At 54.0% G+C, this 24230-nt stretch carries 22 protein-coding genes and 1 tRNA gene; 7 read left to right on the forward strand and 16 right to left on the reverse strand.

Annotated features, from left to right (window positions below; translation table 11 throughout):
* Window positions 1–198: 198 nt before the first annotated feature.
* Complete coding sequence (locus J2S31_RS11510) at window positions 199–2097, forward strand: ArnT family glycosyltransferase (protein ID WP_237099235.1); 1899 nt, start codon at window positions 199–201, stop codon at window positions 2095–2097.
* Window positions 2098–2161: 64 nt separating this feature from the next.
* A complete protein-coding gene (locus J2S31_RS11515) occupies window positions 2162–2767 on the forward strand; it encodes a DJ-1/PfpI family protein (protein ID WP_237099236.1) in 606 nt (201 codons plus the stop codon).
* A gap of 75 nt (window positions 2768–2842) precedes the next feature.
* Here the strand turns inward: J2S31_RS11515 and J2S31_RS11520 are convergent, their stop codons facing one another.
* From J2S31_RS11520 to J2S31_RS11530, 3 genes are read right to left on the reverse strand one after another with little or no spacing between them, the layout of a single operon-like run.
* Window positions 2843–3211, reverse strand: coding sequence for an STAS-like domain-containing protein (locus J2S31_RS11520; protein WP_237099237.1), 369 nt, complete (start codon window positions 3209–3211; stop codon window positions 2843–2845).
* An 8-nt stretch (window positions 3212–3219) separates the two neighbouring features.
* Window positions 3220–3708 (reverse strand): peptidylprolyl isomerase, encoded by a 489-nt coding sequence (locus J2S31_RS11525; protein ID WP_237099238.1) that lies wholly within the window; start codon window positions 3706–3708, stop codon window positions 3220–3222.
* 48 nt (window positions 3709–3756) lie between these two features.
* A complete protein-coding gene (locus tag J2S31_RS11530; protein WP_237099239.1) occupies window positions 3757–4257 on the reverse strand; it encodes a peptidylprolyl isomerase in 501 nt (166 codons plus the stop codon).
* Window positions 4258–4458: 201 nt separating this feature from the next.
* On the opposite strand from J2S31_RS11530, the gene J2S31_RS11535 reads away from it, so the two are divergent.
* The 3 genes from J2S31_RS11535 (at window position 4459) to J2S31_RS11545 (ending at window position 7974) form a co-directional block, all read left to right on the forward strand.
* The gene (locus J2S31_RS11535) at window positions 4459–6531 is read left to right on the forward strand and encodes a transglutaminase TgpA family protein (protein ID WP_237099240.1); all 2073 of its coding nucleotides are present in this window, start codon (window positions 4459–4461) and stop codon (window positions 6529–6531) included.
* Between the two features lie 86 nt (window positions 6532–6617).
* Window positions 6618–7250, forward strand: a complete 633-nt coding sequence (locus tag J2S31_RS11540) for an outer membrane protein (protein WP_237099241.1) — start codon at window positions 6618–6620, stop codon at window positions 7248–7250.
* 94 nt (window positions 7251–7344) lie between these two features.
* Window positions 7345–7974, forward strand: a complete 630-nt coding sequence (locus J2S31_RS11545) for an outer membrane protein (RefSeq protein ID WP_237099242.1) — start codon at window positions 7345–7347, stop codon at window positions 7972–7974.
* A gap of 86 nt (window positions 7975–8060) precedes the next feature.
* Here J2S31_RS11545 and J2S31_RS11550 read toward each other — a convergent pair whose 3' ends face one another.
* The 3 genes from J2S31_RS11550 to J2S31_RS11560 all read right to left on the reverse strand — a co-directional run bounded on the left by J2S31_RS11550 (window position 8061) and on the right by J2S31_RS11560 (window position 10855).
* Window positions 8061–8753, reverse strand: a complete 693-nt coding sequence (locus J2S31_RS11550; RefSeq protein ID WP_237099243.1) for an MlaC/ttg2D family ABC transporter substrate-binding protein — start codon at window positions 8751–8753, stop codon at window positions 8061–8063.
* Window positions 8754–9249: 496 nt separating this feature from the next.
* A complete protein-coding gene (locus tag J2S31_RS11555; protein ID WP_237099244.1) occupies window positions 9250–10140 on the reverse strand; it encodes a transglutaminase-like domain-containing protein in 891 nt (296 codons plus the stop codon).
* A 79-nt stretch (window positions 10141–10219) separates the two neighbouring features.
* Window positions 10220–10855 carry a peroxiredoxin gene (locus tag J2S31_RS11560; protein ID WP_237099245.1) on the reverse strand — a complete coding sequence of 212 codons (636 nt, stop codon included), beginning with the start codon at window positions 10853–10855 and terminating at the stop codon, window positions 10220–10222.
* Between the two features lie 254 nt (window positions 10856–11109).
* On the opposite strand from J2S31_RS11560, the gene J2S31_RS11565 reads away from it, so the two are divergent.
* Entirely contained in the window at window positions 11110–11454 is a 345-nt protein-coding gene (locus tag J2S31_RS11565) for a hypothetical protein (RefSeq protein WP_237099246.1), read from the forward strand.
* A 209-nt stretch (window positions 11455–11663) separates the two neighbouring features.
* A tRNA-Lys gene (locus J2S31_RS11570) sits at window positions 11664–11739 on the forward strand.
* 149 nt (window positions 11740–11888) lie between these two features.
* Here the strand turns inward: J2S31_RS11570 and J2S31_RS11575 are convergent.
* The 10 genes from J2S31_RS11575 to J2S31_RS11620 all read right to left on the reverse strand — a co-directional run bounded on the left by J2S31_RS11575 (window position 11889) and on the right by J2S31_RS11620 (window position 23729).
* Window positions 11889–13046, reverse strand: a complete 1158-nt coding sequence (locus tag J2S31_RS11575; protein WP_237099247.1) for a radical SAM protein — start codon at window positions 13044–13046, stop codon at window positions 11889–11891.
* The gene (locus J2S31_RS11580) at window positions 13033–13260 is read right to left on the reverse strand and encodes a hypothetical protein (protein WP_237099248.1); all 228 of its coding nucleotides are present in this window, start codon (window positions 13258–13260) and stop codon (window positions 13033–13035) included. The genes J2S31_RS11575 and J2S31_RS11580 overlap by 14 nt, the downstream gene beginning before the upstream one ends.
* Before the next feature lie 24 nt (window positions 13261–13284).
* On the reverse strand, window positions 13285–14319 hold the full coding sequence (locus J2S31_RS11585; protein ID WP_237099249.1) for an LLM class flavin-dependent oxidoreductase: 1035 nt from the start codon (window positions 14317–14319) through the stop codon (window positions 13285–13287).
* Window positions 14316–15743: a SagB family peptide dehydrogenase gene (locus tag J2S31_RS11590; protein ID WP_237099250.1), complete on the reverse strand. Its 1428-nt coding sequence runs from the start codon at window positions 15741–15743 to the stop codon at window positions 14316–14318. Before J2S31_RS11590 ends, J2S31_RS11585 begins: the two co-directional genes overlap by 4 nt.
* An 11-nt stretch (window positions 15744–15754) precedes the next feature.
* Window positions 15755–18022 (reverse strand): TOMM precursor leader peptide-binding protein, encoded by a 2268-nt coding sequence (locus tag J2S31_RS11595; RefSeq protein WP_237099251.1) that lies wholly within the window; start codon window positions 18020–18022, stop codon window positions 15755–15757.
* Window positions 18023–18067: 45 nt separating this feature from the next.
* Window positions 18068–18439 (reverse strand): hypothetical protein, encoded by a 372-nt coding sequence (locus J2S31_RS11600; RefSeq protein WP_237099252.1) that lies wholly within the window; start codon window positions 18437–18439, stop codon window positions 18068–18070.
* Window positions 18440–18630: 191 nt separating this feature from the next.
* The gene (locus J2S31_RS11605) at window positions 18631–19032 is read right to left on the reverse strand and encodes a hypothetical protein (protein ID WP_237099253.1); all 402 of its coding nucleotides are present in this window, start codon (window positions 19030–19032) and stop codon (window positions 18631–18633) included.
* Between the two features lie 46 nt (window positions 19033–19078).
* Entirely contained in the window at window positions 19079–22111 is a 3033-nt protein-coding gene (locus J2S31_RS11610; protein WP_237099254.1) for a hypothetical protein, read from the reverse strand.
* An 87-nt stretch (window positions 22112–22198) separates the two neighbouring features.
* Complete coding sequence (locus J2S31_RS11615) at window positions 22199–22474, reverse strand: hypothetical protein (protein WP_237099255.1); 276 nt, start codon at window positions 22472–22474, stop codon at window positions 22199–22201.
* Window positions 22475–22733: 259 nt separating this feature from the next.
* Window positions 22734–23729: a sigma-54 interaction domain-containing protein gene (locus tag J2S31_RS11620; RefSeq protein WP_237099256.1), complete on the reverse strand. Its 996-nt coding sequence runs from the start codon at window positions 23727–23729 to the stop codon at window positions 22734–22736.
* Between the last annotated feature and the right edge of the window lie 501 nt (window positions 23730–24230).

Consider the following 24230-nt stretch of genomic DNA (forward strand, 5'->3'; position numbering starts at 1 on the left):
TGAGGACCAAATTATATTCCATCTTGGTTCAGTGTCAATAAAAAATTACCCTTTCAGGACGCCCCCGGGGCTCCTACCGGGAACCCGGCCCGGCTTCAACAAAGCCAACAAACCAACTCTAAATCAACCATTTCCAATTAGAAGAGCAGAGGCATTCCTGGTAAACTCAAGGAGACTGCGTTCTGCTCCCGTGGTTTCATGGCCCTTCTCCTGACCATCCTGATTGTCCTCACCTGGGGTCTGCTCGGCGCCCGGATTGCTTCGATCTTTGGGGTCCACTGGACTTCGCCGGAAGAAAGGGTGGCCGTCTCCATTACTTTGGGCATGACCGCCACGGCCGGTTTGATGACGGCGCTCACCTTCTTAGGTGGACTCTACCCGGCTACGGGCTGGGCCGTGCTGGCGTTGCTACTACTATTCGCACGGAACCGGATTCCTCCCTTCCTCACCACTCTGCGGCAATCTCTGCGTGGCCCGTCCATTCTGCTGTTCTGGAGAAACCGGACCGGGCTGGAAACCTTTGCCATTCTGGCACTCAGTATTTTGGCGATGCTTGCCGTCACGCTGGCATGGGCGCCTCCGGTCCGTACCGACGCGCTGGTCTATCACCTGGCCATCCCTAAAGCCTATCTCGAACACCACGGGGTGATGAACCTGCCCCACAACATGTATTCCTTTTTCCCTCTGCTGTTTGAGATGGTGTACCTGTTCGGCCTGACGTTTGGAGTCGAGGGCCTGCCCGCTTTGTTGGGCGTGGCGCAGGCGGCGGCACTGGCGCTGGGACTGGTGGCTTACTACCGCCGCTACCTGGGATCCCGCTACGGCTGGCTGGTGCCCGCAGTCTTTTTTTCGGTGCCGACGTTCACTGAGATCGCCGGCTCCGCTTATGTGGACCTGCCGCTGGCGGGCTTCATTTTTTTCGCGTTTTACGCCTGGGAGCGCTGGCGCGAAACGGGGCACGGGTTCTGGTTCGGGCTCCTCTGCCTGTTTGCGGGGTCCGCCTTCGCCACCAAGCTGACGGGATTCATCGTACTGCCGCTGGCGGTGCTGGGGATCGTCTGGGTGCGGCGGAAAAGCACTTCCGCCGGGCGGGTGCTGGGCGAGCTGTTCGTCTTCGCCGGGGTGGCCTTTCTCTGCATGGCGCCCTGGTGGGCGCGCAATTACGCGTATGCGGAAAACCCCTTTGTGCCGCTGTTCATGCAGGTGCTGGGCGGACAAGACAAGATCAACTGGGACCCCACCCGCGCGCTGATGATGGACCAGTACGTCCGCATGTTCGGCATAGGCCGCAGCATCACGGACTTTCTCATGTTGCCCTACAACCTGACGTTCCGCAGCGAGCCGCACTCGCTTCGCTTCGACGGGCAACTGGGAATCGTTTACCTGTTGATGATGCCGTCGCTGATCGGTCTGTGGCTGTGCCGCCGCCCGCGGCTGGGTCCGCTGACGATCGTGTTCGCAGTCCTCATTGTTTTCTGGTTCGTGTATTTCCAGTACATCCGGTTTCTCACTCCGGCGCTGGTTTTCCTGTCACTCCTGCTGGTATCGGGACTCGAAGGATGGCAGGCGCGAACGCCACGGCAAGATTTCGGCACATGGCTCCACCGCGCGTGGATGGGATTGATCGCGCTGGGCCTCGCATTCAACACCCTGCTCACGGCGGAGATATGGAAAAAGAAAGATCCGCTGGCGTACCTGACCGGAAAAGAAACGCGGGAGGCCTACCTGGCGCGAAACGTGAGCGCGTACCCCATTTACCGCGCGATGAACACGCTGGTGCCTCCAAACGGCCGTGTGTTGTTCGTTTACATGCGCAACCTGGGGTACCTGGCTCATCGCGAGTTCATCAGCGACAGCGTGTTCGAAGCGCACACCCTGCAAACCGTGCTCGAGTCCGCACGCGACGAAAAAGAGGTTTTTCAGCGGTTGCAATCGCTGGGCGCAACCCATATGATGTTCGACTCAAATTATGTTTGGGGAACCGGCTCTGCCTTTTCCCGCGAACATCAGGCCCTGCTCCACCGCTTTCTTCAAAACTGGACGGAACCGGTGGCCCGGCACCGCCATTATTACCTGTACCGCATTGTGATAAACTGACCATCCTCATTGACCACCACCGCCGGGCGGTGTATCCGACCGGGAGGAAGGAGCGAGAAAGATCATGGGACGTCTGGAAGGCTTGAAGAAAAACATCCTGATGATCATCCCCAAGGATTACTACGACGAGAAGCAGTTGGAGATTCCGCGCGAGATTTTCCTGAAGGAAGGCGCGGACGTGCGCGTGGCTTCGAGCAAGTTCAAGGAAGCCGTGGGCGACAACGGCGGGCGCGCCATGCCCGATGTGCTGATCGTGGATTCCATCGAGGGCATCACCGGCGACAGCTACGTCACCGACGGCAAGGGTACGCGGCAAATCAAGGGTGTGTTCCACGGCGTCGTGGTGGTGGGCGGCAAGGGTGCGCGCAAATACCTGTGGAAGGACAACCTGCTGCGGATCCTGCTGATCGACCGCTACAAAAGCAATATGGTGGTGGGCGCGCTGGGCAACGCCGTTCCCTGTCTGGCGGAAGCACAGTTGATCAACAACCTGGAGCTGGCCGCCGCGCAGGACAAATACTCCCTGCCGGAACTGGAACGCGTGGGCGCAACGGTCGCGGACGAGAAGCTCACGATACACGACCGCATCGTCACCGCCGCCGATGGAGAGGTGGCGGAAGAGTTTGCCTACGCGATGATCGACCTGATAGAACAAACGAAACTGAAGTGAGCCTCCACTTCCTTTTCCCCGCTTCCCCGCGGGAGGGGGAAGGCTCGACGGGTTCCTTGCGAACCCGCCTCTCCGTCACAACCCCAGCCCGTCTCCGGCTTCTGCTTCTCTTTCCTTCTTCGCAGCAATGATCTTCAGACGCAGTTTGAATGCCTGGTTCATCTCCTTGACGAACGATTCCTTGGCATCCGGAAAATAAATCTTTGCGTTGAACTCATCGAGCGTCTTGTCCTCCAGAAGCTTGGCAAACGCTTCATCGTAAAACGTGCGCGTGATTTTGACAATCAACTCAAAGGAAATGGAAATCTTCGCGTACTTGTCCCAGTTGTCGAGAATGTACTTCCGGAGAGACTCGGCGGACGGGGACCCGTCCGGAGAGGTGCGCCCGACCAGCATGTCCTCGCCGATGTACTGGTACAGATTGATGAACAGTTCATCCTCCATGGAAATCTTCAGCCTTCCTTGATAGTGATGGATTTGATCTCCATGCGCGAATGGGGATTGTCGTTGTGATCGCGCGGTTCGTTCACGATTTTGTCCGCCACCTCCATGCCCGAGGTCACGCGGCCGAAGGCGGTGTACTGCCTGTCGAGAAACGTGGAGTCATTGACCACGATGAAAAACTGCGAGCCGGCGCTGTTCGGATTCTGCGAGCGCGCCATGGACAGGATTCCGCGTTTGTGGCTGACGTCGTTGAACTCGGCGTCGATGGTGTAACCCGGCCCGCCGGTGCCGTGCCGCGAGCGGTCCTCATTGCGGCTGTTGGGATCGCCTCCCTGGATCATGAAGCCGGGGATCACCCGGTGAAAGGTGGTGCCGTCATAAAACCCCTTCTGGGCAAGGTCCTTGAAATTCTGCACGTGCCCCGGGGCCTTGTCCTCGAAAAATTCCAGTTCGATGGTCCCGTGAACGGTTTCGATCACCGCTGTTGCATTTGCCATGATGGTTTCCTTTTTATATGAAAGACGTGTCTTCCGTTTCGGTTTGGGTTATTTGTCCTTGATGATGACTTTCATCGAAATAGAATCGAACGGGTTGTCGTTGTGATCGCGGCGCTGGCTGACAATCTTGTCCGCAACCTCCATGCCTTCGACCACCCGGCCGAACACCGTGTAGTTTCCGTCCAGAAAATGCGCATCCTTGACGACGATGAAAAACTGGGAGCCGGCGCTGTTCGGGTCCTGCGAGCGCGCCATGGACACAATGCCGCGGTCGTGCGGGATGTCGTTGAACTCCGCATTGATGGTGTAGCCGGGGCCGCCCATGCCGTGCATCTCGCGGGGCTGGCTTTTGGTGTTGGGGTCGCCGCCCTGAATCATGAAACCGGGGATCACGCGGTGGAACAAGGTTCCATCATAAAACCCTTTTTTGGCGAGGTCCTTGAAGTTCTTCACATGCCCCGGGGCCTTGTCTTCAAAAAATTCGATCTTCATGTCGCCGAATTTGGTTTGAATGACCGCAATGTCACCCGCCCAGGCGGTGGTGGACATTCCCCACGCAATGAAAACGGTTATAAAGACACTTCTTATCAAGTTATGCATTTTGTCTCCCAGATTTTCAATTAAACTATAGGGGAAAAAACCGCATCGTCCGGCAGGCGGGATACCACCGGCACCGGTCTGCGCTCTGGCTGGAACGTCCGCCATTGTAGCCAAACGAATTAGAAATTGTCAATTTGCAAGGGTCTTCCCATGCGCGTGAGAACGTACTTCATCACCTTCAATTACCTGCTGGCGTTGCTCGCGGTGACCTGCCTGCTTATGGGAGAGGTGATCGAACTTTCCTTCGGGATTCTGGTGCTCACCACGCTGGGGGCGTTCTGGATACTGGAATGGAACAAGAAAATTCCGGTGATGCCTCACCGACTGTTTTCCCTGTGGAAGATCGGAGTCGTCGCCCTGCCTGCGGTTTACTTTGTATTTCAGCCGGAGATGTTGAACCTGGTGACGGGATTCCTGCTGTTCGTCCTGCTCACCCGGTTTTTGTACAAAACGGAATTGAACGACTACCTTTACGGATACCTGGTGTCCATCGTCTGCCTGTTGATCGGCGCCATCTTCACGCAGGACCTGGTGTTCGCCTTCATGTTCCTCGCGTTTTACCTGATTTTGTGCTGGGCGCTGATGTTCTACCACATGATCGTGGAAAAGGTGGGAAGCCGCGCCACCCCACAGGATTTCCGCTTTGCAGGGGAGGCGGACTCCGCGCGCGGCTCGCTGTTCGGCCTGTCTTCGTTCATGATCCTGGTCAGCCTGGGGATCACCGCCACCATCTTTCTCACGTTTCCGCGCTTCGGCCTGGGGTTTCTGGAACTGGCCAGCAGCAGTTCGCCGGTCACGGGGTTTTCCGATCAGGTGCGGCTGGGAGACGTGGGCGAGATCAAACAAAACCAGAGCGTCGTCATGCGGGTGGAATTCACCCGCCACGGACAACCCTACCGGCCGAAATCGAAAGTGCTCTGGCGCGGCGTGGCGCTGGACCACTATGACGGGCAGATGTGGAGATCGACCATGCCCATGGTGTGGCGTTCCCGCCACCGGCCCGGCACCAATACCGTTCTCTTTCACGTGCCCAATCCCAAGGATGTGGTGGAGCAGGAAATCTACATGGAATCGTTCGACTCGCCGGTCATCTTCACCCACGGCGTGGTGATGAAAATAGACGGCACCTTCGAACGCATCCAGATGGACAACGGCCAGGTGTTCAAAACCACCGACAATCACATGGGGCCGCGCCGGTTTTCCATGATCTCGGACCTGGGGGCGGACTACCATGCGTTTCGCCTGCCCGTGCAACCGGACCTGAGTTTTTTGCGAAACGGCCCGACTCCCCATCTGCAACTGCCCCAGCTTAGCGATCAACTGCACCAGTTTGCGCCCACACTGGTGAACGACTCGGACCCCGAGGAACTCAAGGCATCAAAAATCCTGAACCACCTCCAGCACTTCAACTATTCGATGAACATGAAGCGGGAAACCCGGCTTTCCGCCATTGATGAGTTTCTGTTCGTGCGCAAGGAAGGTCATTGCGAGTACTTTGCGTCGGCCATGGTGCTCCTGCTCCGCCTCAACGGGGTGCCCGCACGGATGGTGAACGGCTTCATGGGAACGGAATGGAACGAGATGGGAAACTACATGATCGTCCGTCAGGCGCACGCGCATTCCTGGGTGGAGGCCTACATCCCCGGTAAAGGATGGAAGACGTACGACCCCACCCCGCCAGACCCGGCCGCGGGGCTCAACCGCCTCAACGCGCTGTCCCGAACTTACGACATGATGCGCCTGTACTGGCAGAGGTACGTCGTCAAATACTCCGCGCGCGACCAGGTGCGGGTGGTCGAGTTTTTCAACCGCGGTGCGCACCGTCTTACCGACCAGTTCAAAAAACTCCGTTCGGTGTCGATGGACGAGGTCCTTCAATTTTTCAAGAACCGGTCGGAAATCTGGTTGGGCCTGCTGGTCCTGGCAGTGCTTCTAATCGGACTCCTGCGCTCGCCGTTCTGGCGGGGATGGTCCTGGATGCCCAAGCCGCCTTACGCGGCTCAACTCTATCGCAAGATGCTCCGCAAACTGGAAAAGCGGGGCATCCACAAACCTGCATCTTCCACGCATCTGGAGTTTCTCGAACGCCTGACCGGCCTCGCCCCGGACAAGCGGAATTGCGTGCGCGAGATCACCGGATTGTACGAACGGTACCGGTTCGGCCGGGACTTCGTCTCCAAACAGCAGATCGAACATATGGAAAAACTGGTGCGCCAGTTGTGAACCAGCGGCAGAATACAGTCACGCGGTTCTCTTGCCGCCGATTGTGTGCATGAACCCATCACTTTTGAAAAGGAGAAGATAATTCCATGCGACGTTTTTTGATTGCGGCCCTGACAGTTCTCGCTTTCGCCGCCCCCGGGCCGGCGGACGCGGCAAGCAAAAAATACTTCAGCCTGATGATCGGTCCTTCGTTCCGCACCGATGCGGACTCCTCGTTCAGCGGATCCCGCGTGGCGGGCAACCCCCGCGGCGAGCAGGATGTGAGCATCGGCGGCGTGGGCGGCGCGGCGCTGGGTATGTACCTGCCGGACAACTTCCGCATTGAGGGCGAGGTTGCCTTCCGCAACAACGGTGTGGACGAGCCCCTTCCCGCATTCCGGGACTGGGACGTGGGCGCGGCCACGCTGATGGTCAACGGCTATTACGACATCCCCGTCCGGCATCAGATTCAGCCTTTCGTGGGCCTCGGTATGGGGCTTGGCCTGGCCACGTCCTCTCTCGAAGACAACTTCGGTTTTTCCGACACCGATACCGATGCGGTGTTCGCTTACCAGTTCATCGCGGGCCTGCAGTACCGCCACAATCACCGGCTGTCCTTCTTTTCTTCGTACCGTTACTTCGCCACCACCGATCCGGATTTCCAGTTCGGCGGCGTGCGCGCGCAAACGGACCTGGACAGCCACGACCTGATTTTCGGCGTGCGATTCGATTTTGAGTAAGGTCCAGCAACGCTTCGCGACTTCTCTGAACGACTATTGACAATCGTGTGCCTTCGGCTATGATCTTAATCTTTTTGTTCGTTTGGGGAGAATCATGAAGCGATTTGCAGTATGGATGGCAGGATGGATTCTGGTATTGGGAGCAACCACCGCGTGGGCGGGCAGTCCCTACGTTTCGGGCAAGGTCGGCGGAACCGGCAAGTTCGATAACACGCTGGGAGCGGCCACGCTTGAGTTCAATACGGGGATCAGCTTTCTCGGCGCGGCGGGATATGAGTTTGACAGACCGTACCGTGTGGAACTCGAGCTGGGATACAACCGCAATTCCTTCGAGGGCCTGAACCCCCAAACCAGTGTCTCCTCAGCCGGCAGTTTCTCCGCCTTCACCACCATGGTCAACGCATATTTCGATGTCCCGCTCAAAATCCGGGAACACAAATTGCCGGTGGAACCTTATATCGGCGCGGGCATCGGCCTGGCCGTGGTGCGGGTGCAGACCAAGTCCGCCAACTTCGTCGGCAACGTTCCCGATTCGAACACCGACGTGGTCGGCGCCTGGCAGGCGATGGTTGGTTTCCAAACCGATCTCAACCCGGATTGGACGCTCACCGGCGAGTTCCGCCTGCAATACCTGCAGGATCCCAACCTGACTCTGGGCGGACTCAACCTGGATACTTCTTATGAAACGCAGCAAGTCCTGTTCGGTGTGCGTTACCGTTTCTGAAAAGTGAAGGGAATCCGGTTTCGAACGGCGCAGTTTCTTTTTCTTGAAAGATAGAGAAGACTTTCTGGAAAGACCGGGGAAGGCGGCTATGCCGTCTGGTCTTCGAGGCGGTCCAGCAGGTTCTGGAAGGGTTCGCGTTTCAGGATTTTCTGAAACTGCGCGCGGTAGTTGCGGGCGATGCTGACGCCGTCGATATGAAAATCGAACACCTGCCACTCCCCGTTTTCAAGCACCATGCGGTAGTCGATGGAAACCGTGTCGGCGGGGGTGACGACGCGGGTTTTGACCAGCGCAAATTCGCCTTTCACGCTTTCCTGCAGGTAGTGCAGGGTGCCTTCCTGATAATTTTCAATGAATTGCAGAAAAGACTGTTCCAGCAGTTTCTGCAGCAGGGCCACAAAGCGCTGCTTCTCTGCAAACGTGCGCGCCTGCCAGTGCCCTTGCAGGGTGGACTGCGCAAACCGGTTGAAATTCAGCCGATCGTGAATGACCCGGCGCAACACCATGCGGCGTTGCTCCGCATCCTTCTTCAGTTCTTCCTCGGTCACCACCTCCAGCACGCGATGAATGGTTTCCTTCAACATGCGCGCGGGCTGGGAAAATGCAAAACCACTCACCAGAATGTTGGACAATTCTTTCGATGTGCTAAGCGACGCGGGCGACAGATGCACGGGTTTGTCGTGACTGCGGATGCCGGAAAACGCGAAGTGCGGAAACGACCACAACAAAACCAAAATCAAAGCGACCTCCGCTTTCCAGGAAATCGAACGCGGAATCATCACACAGCCCTCCCCCATTTGGCGATGCGTTCCCTAAAGGAAATCAAAAACGCACCGGCGCCGTGATAAAAATCCTGCTCATTCCTTAGTGGATTTCCGACAACCCTCATCATGTATCGCCCTTCTGAAACCAGAACTGCCCTCGCGCCCGGCCCCCTCTTTGGATGGAAATAACTGTGATGCAATTGTAACATAAATTTAAATTCTGTAAATACAATAAGTTAACTGCCCACCTCTTGGAGTTGGCCCGACCTCAAGCCTTCTCCGGCTAAATTCCATTGAAAAATCGCAACTTTTGCTAATTTCGTCTCTTCCGCTTGAATTCAGAAAACCGAAAGATTTCTGTCCTGGGTGGGGATTTTTACCAGAAAGTCGGGACCTCTTTACTGAAAAGGGGGGGACCCTATGCGGGAAGGAGCAAAAATTCCGCCTCTCATTTTATAGTGCAAACCGGCTTTCCGCCTGGAAACTCACTTGTCAGAACTTACGATGGCGGTCATTTCCTCTGCATGAGGATGCGGCTGTACTCGGTGAGCTGTTCCGCCTTGTCGGTGTCGTTGGTGCGGTTGTAGATCATGATCAGGTTGTGGAGCATGCGGATCAGGATCTCGCGGTTGGTGACAGGCAAAAGAAAACTTTCCTCGAATTGGATGCCGAAGCCTTTCACCATCTCTTCACATCCCGCGGGGGTGATCACCCGGCCGTCATTGAACGGATCGAAAAACACTGGGGCCTTGCCCGTATCGCATCGGGCGACAAAATGCCCCGGCAGACCGACGCCGGAGATCGGCAGATCCAGCCGCTGTCCCACCAGAATGCACAGCACGGAGAGCGTGATGGGAATGCCCGCCTTCTCCGAGAGCACGGTGTCGAAGTAGCTGTTGTTCGGATTGAAGTAATCGGTCTTGTTGCCGTGAAATCCTTTTTCGTGGAACAGAAAATCGGTGAGCGCCCGCACCAGCTCCTCCCCGCCCGCCTGCGCACGGATGCGCGGGGCGAGATTCGCCGCCAGGCTGTCCAGCATCTCCTCCACCTGCACCGGGTCCGCATCCGGGTGACCGTAGCGCATGATGAGGCACACCCCCTGCTCCAGATCGAGGTCCTCGCTGGCGGGAGTTTGTGCGAGTGCTTCGAACTCCTGCCCGATCAGGCGCGGCTCGATGCGTTTCAGCACCTCGGCGATTTCCGCACGCAGGGCCAGATTCTCCACACTCCGCGCCTTTTCCAGAAACGGCAGGGCTTCTTCACCCAGTTCCACCAGCCGCACCTGAACACGCTCGCGCACAAAGGCGTCTCGATCGTCCATCAGGCGGATGAGGGAATCGATTTCCGCGTTGCCGTTTTCGGGGGTGGTCCTGGAGTCGTTGCCTGCCGGAGAATTTTTCATAGCGCTTTCGGTAAAGGGTGAGAGGGATTCCGGCCTGGATGGAGACCGCACTCCATCCAGACCGGCCTGTATGTTGCGGTTACAGGTTCGGTTGCGGCGTCATCCGCAGGTACGGCTTGATCTCTTTGAAGCCTTTCGGGAACTTCGCCGGAATATCTTCCGTCTTGATCGCCGGAACCACCACACAGTCCTCGCCGTTTTTCCAGTCGGCGGGCGTGGCCACGCTGTAGTTGGCGGTCAGTTGCAAAGAGTCGATGACGCGCAGGAGTTCGTCGAAGTTGCGGCCCGTGGAGGCCGGATACGTGAGCGTCAGCTTCACTTTCTTGTCCGGACCGATGATGAACACGGAGCGGACCGTCATGTTGTCCAGCGCGTTGGGGTGAATCATGTCGTACATCTGCGAGATTTTGCGCTCCGGATCGGCAATGATCGGGTAGTTCATCGTGCAGTTCTGCGTTTCATTGATATCGTTGATCCAGCCCTTGTGGCTGTCGAGGGGATCGACGCTGAGGGCTATGACCTTCACGTTGCGCTTCTCGAATTCCTTCTTCAAATTGGCCACCCGTCCCAGTTCCGTCGTGCAGACCGGAGTGTAGTCCTTGGGATGCGAAAAAAAGATGCCCCAGCTATCCCCTAGCCATTCGTGAAAATTGATCTTTCCTTCCGTGGTTTCCGCCGAGAAGTCCGGCGCGGTGTCTCCCAGTCGAATAGCCATAACAAATCCTTTCAAAATAAGGGTTTACCTGAAACTTTGAGCAGGGCCAACCAATCCGTCTTATCCCGTGGGCAAGAAAAACTTGTCGTTGGATTGGCTCGGATTATACCATACTATTGCAAGAAAATCGGTGCCCCGTTCGGACCTCCCGAAGGGGCCGGGAGGACGGGCAACGGTTCTCGTCTGTTTATCGATACGATGCCGGAATCCCGCGAAAGGTTTTATTGAAACTGCCCCCTCAGAACCGCGCAACCATGGCCGACGACGAACCCAGCATCCAGAAAATCGACGAGACCCTGACCCTGCTCAAGAAAATCTGGGTGGTGTTCCTCATCGCGCTGTATGGCGCCTGCATCTACAACGAATTCCGGTTTCCCGGCTTTCGCGAAGAGCCGCTGAAGGGGGAAGAGAACCTGTGGAACATCCAGCGGGTGCTCTACTTCGGCCTTTTGGGGCTGGGGCTGTTGACCGATATCGTGCAAACCCGCATCGAGCGCGACAAGGCGTTCATGTACCTGTTCGCGTCGCTTCTCATGGGCGGGCTGTCCACCCTCATCGGCGCAACACAGTTCAAAGTGTTCAACTTTATATTAGGGTGAAAAACGGGTGCCACGCGGTACGGAAGCCCGTCTATGAGAAGGCAGGCCGGACACCGGATGAGTGCAGGGGAAGCCCCCGATCCCGCTTTCATTTTGGGAGCCAAAATTTAGAGATGCGACGCCAGTCATCATCTTGTTATTTGCCCGCAACCGTGCTAATTTACCCGAACGCGAATTCGGCGCAGGAATCTATACATATATAAAAAGGTGGGCCGTTAGCTCAACTGGCAGAGCAACTGACTCTTAATCAGTAGGTTGAAGGTTCGATTCCTTCACGGCTCACCAAATTTCAATGGTTCAGCAACTTTCCTTCCAAACCGGGCCTTCCCTTGTGTCTATTTTGTGTCAAAACCGCACTGCTCTGACCAGACGATTGATTATTTTTTAACCAACGGCGTGGACGCAGGTTTAGTTGGAGGAGGTCGTCCGCGATATTATGAAGGCCGAGGGTGGGGTGTGATCGTAAGACCCTGACATACGGTTTGGGCATCCTGGCTGAGCAACATACCGCCCAAACGAGTTTGAACATGTCTGATCAAGCCGTATAGAACATCGCAATGCACGGATGGGTTGGCAAAGCCTTTACTGCGGCTCCAGCGATGGATTACGTGACCGCCTTTACATATATCAAACTCAAAACAGGTTCTGCATTTATCAGGAATCTCCCGGGTTTTTTGTAATGCCGTAACGTAGCTGTCCGACTGGCCAATCCTATCCAAAGCGCCCGCCCCCGCAACAATACCTGTCGTACGGTCAAATCCCTGACAAACCCGCAAAGCGTCATGAGGTTCCAGTGTCCCATCGGTTTCAACATTGATTGCGGAGGCGCCATCATGGCCGATGGTGTCGATATGACTGCTCTCTCCCATCAGGCGGGCTAACAGGTTATCAAACAGTCGGCATTGCACACCATCTTCCAAAGCATACAGAAACCACTCATCAAAGGCTCCGATCATAAAATTCCGCAAGCCGGCCTGAATTTTTTGAAAGTTTTCCGGAATGCTGTCATGGGAATAGTCCGGCAACAGCAGATCGAACCATCGAGCTTTCAGTTCATTTATAAGAAAAGAAACGACGCGCCGGCCATCTGCCGCCGGGTTGACCACCGTCAACACGCCGGCAAACTGTTCACAGCCCTCCTGAAGTTGCCTTATGCCGTTCACCGTCTGTTGCCAGGAACTTTGGCCATCATGGGTCAGGCGCAAAACGTTGGCCTGTTCGGGGCCATCGATGCTCGCGCAAACAGCCACATCGTGCTTGTTGAAGATTTCAATCCACTCTTCATCCACCAGAACCGCATTGGTTTGCAGGGAGAATTTCAATTGCACATCGGATATTTGCGCCCGAAAAAAACAGAGCATCCGGTCCAAATACTCTTTTCCCACCAATAGAGGTTCGCCGCCGTGGAGACTGATGGTGAACTGATGTAAGTCATGACTGCGGCAATGGCTGTCGATCATTTCTGCCACCTGCTCCACGACCGGCCAGGGAACCTGTTTCGGCTTTCTCAGGTAGGAGTCGTCATGATGCCGATACATGTAGCAATAGCTACAATCCAGATTGCAACGGGAATGAATCTTAAAAATAATCATGGATGCGTCTTCTGATAATGACACTTTCAATATAAGAAGCGAGTTTGGGATGCGCGGACATCAGCTCACGCGTCAACGCCACTTGAACCTTGTTCCCTTCCCCGTCAATCACCCAAAGCTTGTTTTGACGCGGCCACTCTCCAAGCTGCCAGGTTATTTTTGACCGGTATCCTCTGCCAGTGACAGGGTCTCCCAAACTTCGATCGTGCTTCATATTTAATCCCTTTGAGGCGGCCGCTCACTGATAGTGGCTCATGATCGAATCCGCAAACAAACGTATAGTTTGAAGAGAAAGGTCCATCGGCATGGAGCCGATATCCACATTCCACAAAATGCGTGAAGGTTCGATGATTTCAATCATTTCATCGAGACGGCGCCGCACATCATCCGGCGTGCCGAAATAGGTGGTCCGCAATTCCCGCATGGCCTCGACGGGCACAGTCTGGATGGCATTTGTCAGACTGCCGTACATGGGATCGAAATCCCTGGAAGTCCGGCCAATCCATGAAGCGGCCGCATCGGCCCAGACGGAGTGGTATCGTTTTAAATGCTCATTGCCGATCGATTCCGCCCGATTCTGATCGGTATCCAGCACCAGGGGCGCAAACACACAAACACGTCCTGCGGGATTTTCCCGACGGTACTGATCTATCGCACCACGAATCGAAGCCGGGTGTTTGAATGCCAGGACCAGCGCCACGTCATAACCATTCGCCGCCGCAAACTCGATACTGCTACGGGAAATGCTGGCGTGCCAGATGGGAATCCTCGGTTGCGTCGGCCTCGGGAGAATCGTGGCATCGGCAAACGCAAAATAATCATTCTGAATGCTGACCTTTTTGTTATGCAGTAACAGGTCGACGGCTTTGACGGTTGCGGCGTGACGGGCTTTGCTCTCGTCCATAGGGATGCCCAATGAATCATATTCGAAAGGCAGGTATCCCCGAACGAACCCGGCTTCAATTCGACCGTTGCTGATGGCATCTGCCATGGCGATTTTGGACGCGATTTGAATGGGGTGACTGTATGGTGCGATGATACCGCCTGTCATCAAACGCAGTCGGCTGGTCCTGGCCGCTACCGCGGATAGAAACATCAGAGGGTCCGGGCAGTAGCCGCCATAGGGATGCAGATAATGTTCGGTGATTTTGCTGTAGGCATAACCCAACTTCTCCGCCTCAACCGATAAGTCGATGCTTTCCTGAAAATATTGAGCGCCACTTTTGTTGTCAGGACTGCAATCCGGCAAAAATGAAAGTCCAAATTCCATCATTCACGTTCCTTGTTTCCAGCCCCAAGACCAAAATCTGAGACATAGGCGTATTCATACCAGTTGGTGTTTGTCAGCCGCGTAAACCATTCCGCGTTGCCCGTGCCATAAGCACATCCCGACAACCCCATATCCTCCGCAATCAAATAGAGATATGCTGTGAGCACACCGGCATTGCGCAGTGTCAGAGAATAAGCAAAGGATTCATATTTGTAAGACAGGCGGCCAAAACGGGAAGCCAGCATGATCAGGACACCGGGCATGGATCCTTGAACGGCCTGCAATTCAGTAAGGTGACGTAAGCTGGCATCCATCGACCGGATGAGCACCAGCTCATGGCTGTTGGCATCATGATAATAGAGTCCGCTATCGATGCCCTCACATTGCTGGACAACCAGGAACAGTTCCAGCTCATAAATTCCGCCGGCAGAGGGATAGATTTTTTTGACGAAATCATATTTGCCATTCCCCAGAAAACGATTGCTGGCCTGCACTGCTTTCGCACTCTCCGGGACGGGCACATTCCCGTTGCATCGATCCAGAAATCGACCCAACTGCTCAACCGTCAATCCCGACTCTGGAAACTGGGTGGCAGATCGACGGCTTTGCATGACCTGCCTGAGAGGGCGGGAGGCTTCATGCGAACAGGTGTCGTCCCGGCAAAGGGGCATGCGTGTTCCTTCGAACGGGCGCTCTTTCGGTAAAGGTGGGATGCCCGGATCCTCTTTGAAGCGGAACAGTCTAAGCCCGGGGTTGATGGTGCGCCCGATACGGGACCGGCTTTGAAATAACAAATCATGGAAATCCCATAGCCTGAGCGCCGCCTGCTCTTCACTCTCCGGCTGAACCAATATCCGGACGCTCACTAATGCCTGGCATAGAGACCGGCTCCATTCCCGCACGGAACCGCTATGGGTATCCACAACAGACTGGAGGGATCTCGGTTCTGAAAATAGTCCCAAAAGGTTTAATGGCTGAGGGGTACGACTGCGGATGCGGCCATCGCCGTGAGCGGATTCAACGATCCATTCGTGCCCATCAAAGCGGGTCAAGTGAAAGCGAGAGGCGACATAAAGAGTTGAATCGTCTTCCGGTTTGCCATTCAGTTGATCCGAGCATTTGGTTTCATCCACGACAAACGTCAGTTCCGGATCTTCAAAGCTCATGCAGACCTGAAGCGCATTTATTTTATCCAGGTCTGCAAGAAACATCATTGTGCTGAATGGAATCACGCCATGACGTTCTTCCGCGACCCTGATGATTTCATTGCGGGAGAAACATCCTTCGCAAATGAGCCCGGCCAATATGACGGCCGTCTTGCCCGTGAACCGCGAGGCATAGAAACCCTCGCCATCCACTTGAACGGCAGGTGGATCGTCGTTGACGGCAACCTGAACGGAGGATCGAAACTGAATCTGTTCTTCCATGAGGTCCCCCTTCAAAACCAGACCGAGTAGGGATTCATATCCTTCTCGGTCAATTCATGGCCAAGCCAACCGAGTTTTCTTGGTACCGTGTAAAGCCGGCCGGGGCCCAATCGCTTCCACATGGAGCGCAAACCCGGCGCAAAGGTGTGCACCACTTTAACAGGCAGGTCTGGTCTGGAAACATCAACGCAGCAGGCATGAATGCCTACGGACTGAAACTGCCTGACGATGTGACGGATCCCCTGTTCACAACCTGTAACCCCATCGGCTGGCTCAGGCAATCGATTCTCCGGGCACTGCGCAGGCAGTAGGTAACGCTCCTGTTCCAAAGTCGCTTCCGTAACCCATTTCGACATGCGCTTCGGCACGGATGTGTTTTTACCTGTCAAGAAATCTTCCAATGCAGATAGAGTCTGCAAGGCTTCTTTCAATGCATCCTCAAGTGCGATGCGTGGATCGATATGCGCGGAGAATCCGAAGGCAATGGAACGGCCATCATCCTGTCTTGCAATCACACAGGCATAGACCGGAATGTTCAGGTCATTACGCAAATCGAGTGCCCACAGACTATAACCACGGGCATTTAAAGAAGCCTTGGTATCCACATAAAATTTGGAGTCTTCGCAGGCTACGCTGACGGATGGGCGTTGAGTTCGATTGAACCACCAGATACCAACGCAATCCCGCTCAACCAGTTCAAGCAGTCCGTAAAAACAGGCTTCCGCGCGGGTGGCGCCCGCCGCTAAGCCGTTTGACGTCCAGAGCAGTCGGGTATCCGCCGCAACATCAACCGCCCCTGGAAAGCCTATTCCCGCACGAACCTTTTGCAACGGCACATAGGCTTCCTGAGAAGTCAGCAGGGAGGGCTCGTCCGGATCAAGCTGGTATGCCCGATTCCAAAAAACCGGCAGATCGTCATCGAAACGACTGGGCCGATCATATTCGCTGTCTTCTTCGACACAGGATTGAATTTGAGATTCGCTGAACAGGTCTATGGCGTTGGGGTGGATAACCCATTCACCAAAGCGCTGTCTCATCTCCCGATACGATCCCTTGACCAGCACTCCCTCTTTCGCCGGCGGAACAAATGGCATAGCCGCCGACATTCGTTCAGAAGCTTCGCAAACCGCCCAGGCTATCGCTTGATCCAGCCGGCCGGCCTGACCTGAACCATAGTAATAAATCCTCTGATCACTGAGCCGCAATGGACGCTCCCTGTCCCAGATACTCAAAAAGAACGGATGCCTGACGTTGGCGGCAAAGAAACCATCGCTGTTTGAGGTGTCCCCGGAGGATGACACGACGGCGCCGGAAATGGGGTCACAGAATTCTTTCAATACAGCCGCCGCTTCCTCTCCCGACCAACTTCGCCAACGGGAAGAGTCGTCATCGGATGAGGACTCAGTCAGATCCGGTCTCTCCGGCCACCACAGGGTAGGATCGCCACACACGTCACACTGAGGGAAAGGCAGGTTTGGGTGTCGTTCCATTGCCTGTGTTTTGGCATTCACTTTTAGGATGGAGTTGCCGAATTGCTTTTTCCCCGATCGATAATCTTCCAGGTAGCGTTTAACAAGTCCGGCGACCGCATCGGCCATGTCACCTGAATACGCTGAGGACAAACTCCGTTGAAAGAAGCCGGTGAAGGGATGGTCCCTGCCGATCAACTCCCTGGATCGGCGGTATAATTCCCGGGTGGCATAATAGTGCCGGGCTGGGAACTGGCAGTCGATCAGCCTCTGACGCAGGCATTCATAACACCCGTCTTCCGGCGAAAACACGGGGCCGATTAGTATGTTCTCACCATAGAGACAGACCGGAACCCATGAGGCGCCCTCCGCATACCGGTCACGATTCAACTGGCACATGGCTTCATCCAGGTAGTCCTTCACCAGCACCACTTCAATCGGGCTGTTGAGCAACCCGGCTTCCGCCTTGGCCCTTTCCCATTCGTCCACCTGCCAGCCGGATGGCCCTGAAACCTGAGGAGCGAGAAACAGCGGGTACTCTTGATCCCGAATAAAATCCCTCTGCTTCAAAGCTTCCCAAGCATAATTGGCCGAAGCCAGCAATGTGAATTCCTGCCCGCAGACCTGATCAAGGAACTCATCTTTACTGAATGAAGAAGAATGCGAGGATAGTCGATCGTTGAAAAACCGGGCCACTCGACACCAAATGGCGTCGGTAGAGCAAATGGAGTGGTCCGAACTGTATATATATGTATACCCTTCCAAACCGACAATATTTAAATTTGGACATATGTAATACAGAATGGACATCACCCAGGGCTTCACAAACTCGTTATGTTTTTTACGATCGATTCACTAACAGCAACAACAGCAAGCAAGACTCGATGAACAGCAAGCAGCCTCGACCCCCTTTGGAGAAGGCGATGAACCACTGCTAACCAAAACCTCGTCGGGCGACAAGTCCGAAGGAGGATTCGGCGCGCCAGGCAGTTCCACAACAAAATGGTTGTTCTCGGGCTCTTCAAGTCCACAGCCATAACCAATAGGATCCACTTTGAATTCAAAACCCTCCCAGTCGCCCGGAATATTTTTCTCAACCCAAGCCCTGGGATTATTCGGATCAAAGTCCGGGTTCGGAGATCCCTTCCATTTTGCCTTCAGGACCTGCTCCATATATTCTGAAAACAGATCGCGAAGCTGTTTTTGATAGTCGACATTATTTGTCATTGCACAATCCTCTTTAACCTGGCTTCTTGATTAGTGACTTCGTGCTACGATTTTGAAGGTGTCTGTACCGGTACCCGCTCGCCCCCTTTGCTTCAAAGCCTCCCACGCAAAATTGGTCGGCGCCAGCGAAGATGAATTCCTGGCCGGAGACCCGGTCCGGGAATTCATCTTTGCCGAACGAAATCATTTCACTAACAGCAACAGCAACAGACAAGGCTTGAACAACAGCAAACCGCCCCGCCGCCCTTTGAATGGCCACCGGACTTGTCGTGAGTTGGGGGAGGGGGAGGACTGCCGCTAACCAAAACCTCGTCGGGCGACAAGTCCGAGGGAGGATTCGGCGCGCCAGGCAGTTCCACAATGAATTGATTTTTTTCCGGCTCTTCAAGCCCGCACCCATAGCCGATAGGATCCACTTTGAATTCAAAGCCCTCCCAGTCGCCCGGAATATTTTTTTCAACCCAGGGCTTGGGGTTATCCGGATCGAAGTCCGGGTTGGGGGTTCCCTTCCACTTCTGCTTCAGGACCTGCTCCACATATTCTGAAAACAAGTCCCGTAACTGCTTTTGGTAATCGATATGACTTTGGGCCATCTTCAACTCCTTCCATTAATCTGACTTATTGATTAGCGACTTTTTACTACGATTTCTTGGATGGTTTTTGCACCGGTGCCTGCTCGACCGGGATATAGAAATCTCCCTTGTAGACCGATTGGTCCTTGCACTTGACCTTCCAGAACTCCTTATCGGTTTTGTTTTCACCAACCTGGGAGATAGCCCGGATGATCTCCCTGATTTCCGTTCCCGCCGGAATAGTGGTGCCTGTTTGAGTGATCGGGCTGAGCCCGTCGGATTGCCAGACATCACAAACCCGGCTCGTTTTCACCCATCCTTCCTGCGCGGCTTCCTTGGCCTTTTGCTGTGCCTCATCCAGCGGGAATTTTATTTTGACTGTCGCCATACCCTCACTCGGATTGCTTCCACTGATACCTACTTTCCAATCCTGAGAATTCCAACCATCGTTGTAATACCAGTTTCGGAAAGTGGCGCCGAATTGCAGCTGGACCTGGAAATAATTGGTATTCTTTTTCCGGTATTCATCCGGCATTTTCCACACCAGCGCCCCGCTGGGCTGAAAGGTGTTGATCTCAAAATTTGAAGGAGATCCATCCGCAGTGAAGTCATTGAACGTGTAGCTCCAGTAACCATTGGCGCCACTGCCGCCATTGGTCGATGAATTCTGCAAATCACAGAAAGACACTGAGAACGATGAGCTGTCACTCATGCTCCATGAATGACCAACCCCGATGGTGCCCGTCAGAGTGGGACCGAAGAACCCAATGGAGCCATTGACATTGGTGGATTGGCTGGTAGACACGCCCCTGGTTTCTGGTGAAGGAGGCGAACTGTCCGGCGAAGAGCTCATCAACTGCAAGGTGTCCGGACCGGGAACCTGGTTGGGATAGTCCTGCGGCGCTAGTCCCAAAATGTATTCATAGGCATACCAGCCCTTGGTCAAACCATCGGAGCTGGGATGCCATGCATTGCTTGGACCGAACACGCAGGTCGCCATCATCAGATACCAATCACTCCCCTTCTGCTGAGCCTTGGTTCCATCCGGGTTGGCCCAGACATTCATCGCGGCGCCCCAGAGATTGGTAATGAAACTGCATTGAACGGTTTTGTTTTCGCCATCCAGATGAAAGTTATAATGACGGTAGTTTCCACCCAGGTTCATATTCGCCATACCCCAGATATCTGAGGGTCCGCCACCACTCTCACCGGCCTTCAGTTCCGTACCGGTTATACGTTTATGAACGGCATTCACATCATGCCTCTGTGCCTTCCTGAGCCCATCAACCACCATCGAAATACGCTGTTGCGCCTGCTCTCCTTCACTCAGTTGAACATGGGGCTCTGCCATACCAAGCAGTTGTTCGTTCGGCGGCAGGTTGCCGGTTCCCTGAATTGGCAACGGCGAAGACACCGGCTTATAAGAAATGACGCATGCGTTGCAGTGCACCCCGTACATTTCGATGGATTCCGGATCATCCTGCACTGGAACATTCAGGGCCTCGGAGAAACACTTGAGTGTTTGCTCGGTGGGATAACACAAAACAACGCCACCGCCGGCTTTAAGACGGCCTTTGAGATGCTTCAGATCGGCCGGGTTCGACAGGTTTTGGATGAAAGTCACGTTGTCCGCTGACTGGTCCAGCGCCAAACCCTGCCCCACCGCACCTTTCACAGAATTCAGGTGAGACATCATTCTATTGCCCGCCGTCAGGTCCGTGGTCTGCAGGGGAAGGGAATGCATGTAGTGAAACCCTGCCATCAGCCTTTCTGATTTATCCGACACATCGAAGGCCTTGTCGGCTTCAATCTGGTCATTCGGGTCATCAAACAACTCCGGCGGGCCACCCCGCTCTTCCATGGAACTGTCCCATTCCAGCAAATCTTCTTCCGTAACCGTCCGGTCGGCAATATAGCTGAGCAGGCTTTGCTCCGACTTACTGTAGCCCGCCATGTATGGGCTCAACTGATCAAATGCACTCAATTTCATACAGCGCATCCACTCGCCCTTATCAAGCGTCCGCACCCAGTCCCAGTATTCGCGCATGAACACCTGAGCGTCTTCAAAACCAGAGGCCCCCATGGTTTCCCTAAGAGAAACATCATTGTTCAGCGTCAGCTCAAGAATGTCATGACGCACACTCCACATGGACCCTGCGACCGGCTGATTCATTTGATCCACCAGCAACCAGGGATGTTTGCCTGCGCCAATGACATACGTCGTTAAAAATCCATTGGGATGGACACCCACAATGTGCAATGCACTCCCTTCCAACGGATGGGCCAGCCCTGAGGTTTGCAACGGCAATGCATAGACATGAAAGCCATCCGACGTGGTATATTTGGAAGCCCAGCTTTCCGGTAAGCACGCCTCCACCATGGAGCCTTTTCCGAGGAAGAAGTTGACCTGATCCACCGATGCATTTGCCTTCCACTGGGAAATGGCATATTCCCGGGAGGCAACAGGATCCAACCCGGCGCCAATGTCATACCCATTTTCAACGCGGTGAAAGGGACGGCTGATGCTTTGCTTCATTGCGGCCTGGGACGGCGTCAGTTCCTGCGAGCCTATCCCCATGGTGCCCACCGTCTTGCGCAGTAGGTTCGGATAGGACAGCACCTCACAGGCACGCAAGGCGTCATCATTCAGGTTGCGCGCGCCAAGATCAATACCACTGCCAAACACGTGAAAATGACCAAACTGAGCAATGGACTCGCCGGAATTTTGGTAAAAAACCGCCTTGGATCGTTCTTTCAATACTTCCTGCTCGAACAGTACTTCAAACAATTCATTGCGGATATCCAGCGTCATGGAGCCAAATGAACCATCCGAGTTTTTCAACCCACGCCCCATAGGCACCAGATCGAGGTTGGTCGGTATCTGGCCCTTGGAAATGATTTTCGACAGCTCTTTAATAAAAGGGTCCATGGAATCGGATATATCAATCCGATCCATCCGGGAGTCTGGGGTCACCCAGCCGGCGGCCTTGGCGGAAATCGCCGAAAGCGTTTTGTAGCTTCTTACCCGTGAAACAGACCTTGTATACCCCGGTGCCTTGGGGGCACCTTTACCTAATATCGCAGATATACGGCTTATCATCCTCTCTCCTCCTTTTGCCACGTTTCCCATCGGGACGAGTTCCGGTTACCGGACGAATGGACTTTCATCACAGCCACCCCAATGCTTTCATTTGTTGAAATTATCTGGCTTGCCATAAACCTTGGTTCCATCCGGCAATTCGCCCTCCACAATGAGGCCTCGGCTTACCAGATAATCCAGCGCTTCTTGAATCAGTTCCGTCCTGGCTTCCATCCTCTGCTGTGTCAGCCAGATCCTCACGCCGCTTATGCTGTCTTTTGCCTGAGTGTGAACCTTTAAATAACCTTCGATATCGCAGATCAAACTCCAAAGGGTAACGACATCTTTATCGAGTGACCTGCGAGGCATGTCTTCCACAATCACGTTGTTACAGCAAATATGATGCCGGAAGAGCGAGGTTGTTTACGCTTGTTTTTTAATGGGTTTAGGATGAGAAAAAAGTAACGGTGGGAAATTTCAACCCCGGCAAAAAAAGGGCAATGGATTGCCAACGCTGAATATCTAATGGCTTTACCGGAATGGGACAAACCTTTCCCGGGTGGGTGCTTTTTATCCTATCTGCGGCTGAACATGAGGGAGTGTGAAGCAACGCAGTTGAAAAGTTGAAAATCGGAATCAAAGCTTAAGGTATGAAGCTTTTTCTGTTGATACCATTCTTTTTCAGAAGCTTTCTCAAGGCGCTTCGATCCATATCCCCGGCCCGCTTCGCCGCTTCAGTAATGTTTCCATGGGTTTCAGTCATCAACCGGGAAAGATAATTGGATTCGAACTCAGCAAGGGCTTGTGCCTTGGCCTCTTTAAAGTTTTTCAGATTGTCCGAGGTAGGAAGTTCATAAAGAGGGCCCGAATCCATTTCAGTGAAAACGGGATCGGGGGGCGAAATGGCATCGCCTTCGCACATCAGGACAGAACGATGAATAAAATTTTCTAACTCGCGGAGGTTGCCAGGCCAATGATAGTTTTGCATCCAGCAAAGAGTTTGGGGCTGAAGCTTTTTTTCTGGAAAATTGTAGCGCAAGGAATAGCGTAGAAGAAAGTACTGGCTCAAGAGTTCCAGGTCTTCCAGACGTTCCCGCAAAGGGGGCAAAAAAATCCTCAAAACATCAAGGCGGTAATAGAAATCCTCCCGAAATTTTCCTTTCTTTTTCAAGAGGCGCAAGTCAACGTTGCTTGCGGCAATGATTCTTATGTCGGCCTCATGCAAACTATTCCCGCCCAGAGGGCGATAACGCCGGTCCTGCAAAAATCGCAACAAAACAATTTGCGCACTTAACGGGAGACTGGCTATTTCATCCAAAAACAGAGTGCCGCCCTGAGCCTGCGCAATGAGACCCGGCTGGACGTTATCAGCTCCGGTATACGCACCTTTCACATGGCCAAACAACTCATTTTCAATCAGGTTTTCGGGGATCGAACCGCAATTGATCGGAATGAAGGGGCGCCCCTTCCTCGGACTCAGGTAGTGAATGGCCCGGGCGGTCAATTCCTTACCCGTACCCGTCTCTCCATGAATAAGCACCGGAGCAAGGCATTGGGAGCATTTGTCGATTGAATCCAAAGCTTTTTGAAATTTTGGAGATTTTCCTATTAAGTTGAATGCTCTGAATTTATCCGGCATTGCATCCTTAGGAAAGATAAGTCACCTTACAAATTGAAGCTTTGGGTACGAAATGCAGTTCAATTAACCGAAAGCAGGTCAGGGGATCAAAGTTTACGACCCGGGCTTATATGAACTTAGGACTACAGGGCGTGGTCTCAAAGAAGCCGGCAACCTCCTCCCTCACGTTGCCCCCGAGGAAGGTTTTCCGACATTAATATTTTACTTTCCATATATTTTTTTGAAATTATACGGATTTCCGAAATATATTGCAATTTCTTTGGGAATTTTTTGTCTTAAAATCGGAAGTCGAAATAAATACCCTAAATCAAGTAGAAACCCAAGAGTGCGGCTGAGAATGCCCATTGCAACATATTCAGGGGAGCTTGAAAGGATAAACCTGAACTGCCTGTGGGTGGATTTTCGAAAATCCTTGCGGGAAAAATCGGATTCGCAATCAGCGGGTAGGAGGCTCGATTCCTCACGGTCTCAATATCTTAAAACTCGGCAGTGACTTGACCT

Origin of the sequence: Nitrospina gracilis Nb-211 (assembly GCF_021845525.1) — a bacterium.
Classification (GTDB): Bacteria; Nitrospinota; Nitrospinia; order Nitrospinales; family Nitrospinaceae; genus Nitrospina; species Nitrospina gracilis_A.